General features: G+C 73.4%; 2 protein-coding genes and 1 pseudogene. 2 read left to right on the top strand and 1 reads right to left on the bottom strand.

All coding sequences use genetic code 11. From position 1 onward, the window contains the following. Together QH283_RS11485 and QH283_RS11480 are read left to right on the top strand one after the other, a co-directional pair. Positions 1-220 (top strand): annotated as a pseudogene (locus QH283_RS11485) (hypothetical protein); the annotation flags it as partial. Between the two features lie 10 nt (positions 221-230). Continuing rightward, positions 231-1,013 carry an enoyl-CoA hydratase/isomerase family protein gene (locus tag QH283_RS11480; RefSeq protein ID WP_280502993.1) on the top strand — a complete coding sequence of 261 codons (783 nt, stop codon included), beginning with the start codon at positions 231-233 and terminating at the stop codon, positions 1,011-1,013. On the opposite strand, the gene QH283_RS11475 is transcribed toward QH283_RS11480, so the two are convergent. Further along, positions 1,001-1,891, bottom strand: a complete 891-nt coding sequence (locus QH283_RS11475; RefSeq protein ID WP_280502992.1) for an alpha/beta fold hydrolase — start codon at positions 1,889-1,891, stop codon at positions 1,001-1,003. The genes QH283_RS11480 and QH283_RS11475 overlap by 13 nt on opposite strands. Between the last annotated feature and the right edge of the window lie 136 nt (positions 1,892-2,027).

Raw genomic sequence — 2,027 nt, 5'->3', positions numbered from 1 at the left:
CCCGTGCACCCTGTGGGTCTTCGCCGACGCCGCCCCCGCCCCCGCGTTCTACCCCCGTCACGGCTGGCTGCCCGACGGCGCCCGCGCGTTCGAGGAGTTCACCGCACTGCCACAGCTGCGGCTGTCCCGAAACGGGCTGCGCGGACGCGAGCCGGCGCGGCGGGACGTCGCGTGTCGGGATGCCCCGAGCACCGCGCCGAGGCCCGATTCGTCCGGCTAGGGTGACCGTCATGACAAGCGAGACTGTCGACTACGTCGCCCTGGACGAAGGCGTGCTGCGGATCGTCATCGCCACCGCGGCCCACGGAACGTCCATGGATTTCACCGGCATCGACGCGGGCGCCGCCGCCCTGCGCGATCTCGATCCCGCCGTCGGCGCGGTGCTGCTCACCGGCACCGGTGCGAACTTCTGCGCGGGCGGCGACGTGCGCGGTTTCGCGGCGGCCGCCGAGCGCGGCGCGCACATCCGCGATCTGGCCACCCGGCTGCACGATTTCGTGCGCGCGCTCGACGCCGCGCCGGTGCCGGTCGTGGCGGGTGTGCAGGGCTGGGCGGCGGGCGCGGGCATGAGCCTGGTGCTGGCCGCCGACGTGGCTCTCGGCGCCGCCACCACCAAGCTGCGGCCCGCCTATCCCGGCATCGGCCTGAGCCCGGACGGCGGCATGAGCTGGACCCTGCCGCGCACGGTCGGTCTGGGCCGGGCCAGCGAGATCCTGCTGACCGACGCGGTCGTCGACGCCGAGGAAGCCGTGCGGCTCGGCATCCTGAGCCGCATCGTCGACGACGAGACCGACGTCCGCGCCGCTGCCCTGGAACTGGCCCGCACCCTGGCGAAGGGTCCGCGCTCCACCCACGCGAGCATCAAGGCGCTGCTGCGCGATGCGCTGTCCACGCCGCTGAGCGAGCAGCTCGACCGCGAGACCGAGGCCATCGCCGCCGCGGCCGACAGCCCCACCGGACGCGAGGGCGTCGACGCCTTCGTCCAGAAGCGCAGGCCCGACTACACGTCCTGACGCGCGGTGGCGCGCACGAAATCCGCGACCGCGTCGGTGAAGGCGTCGTTGTCGTCACCGGCCGCGGTGTGCGCGGCATTGCCGATCTCCACCACCTGCGCGTGCGGCACCTGGTCGAGGAATTCGGCGACCGCCTCCTCGCTGACCACGTCGGACATGCGGCCGCGCACCAGCATGACCGGGATGCGCAGGGCGCGCGCGGCGGGTTCGAGCACCCGGGCCATGATGTCGGTGTCGGCGTCCCTGGCGCGCCCGGCGATCATGTCCGGGTCCCAGTGCCAGTACCAGCGGCCGTCACGGTGACGGAGGTTGCGCAGCAGTCCCTCGTTGCTCGCCGGCCGCGGCCGGTGCGGCATGTACTCGGCGACGGCGTCGGCGGCCTGTTCGACGGTGTCGAATCCGTCGCGGTACCGGCCGAGGAAGTTCAGCACCCGCTCCACGCCCTGCGGCTCTGGCCTGGTGACGATGTCGACCAGGACGAGCGCGTGGATGCCCGCCCCGCGCGGGTGTGCGGTGGCCAGCAGTCCGGTGATGCCGCCCATGCTCGCGCCGACGATCACCGCGCCGTTGTCGGCGGTGACACCGAGCTGGTCGAGCACCTCCACGAGGTCCTCCACCAGCACCGCGCGGCTGTAGTCGCGGTCGGGCGCCCACTGTCTGTCGCCGTGACCGCGCGCGTCGAGGGTGATCACCCGCAGCCCGTCGGCGGCCAGGATGGCGCCGGTCTTCTTCCAGGAATGCCTGGTCTGACCGCCGCCGTGCAGGAAGATCACCAGGGGCCCGTCCTCGGGCCCGAATCGATCGGCGGCCAACTCGATCCCGCCCTTGCCGCGCAGGCGCAGCGGAGTCGGCTCGACCAGGTACTTCGCATTACTCACGATCCGAGGATCGCACACCGGGAGTGATCCGTCACAGTACCCGGACACGCGTGCGGGGGCGGGGGGCGAGTAACCCGCGCCCCCCGGCGCGCGGTTGTGGGGGGGGGGGGGCCCCGCCCGGCACGGTGATTGGGGG

The sequence above is a fragment of the Nocardia farcinica genome (assembly GCF_029867845.1).
Classification (GTDB): domain Bacteria; phylum Actinomycetota; class Actinomycetes; order Mycobacteriales; family Mycobacteriaceae; genus Nocardia; species Nocardia farcinica_A.
This window is presented reverse-complemented; position numbering and strand designations above follow the sequence as displayed.

What these genes read in the sequence shown, in the direction of transcription:
- QH283_RS11480 (WP_280502993.1), top strand. Translation starts at nt 231, where the DNA reads ATGACAAGCGAGACTGTCGACTACGTCGCCCTGGACGAAGGCGTGCTG.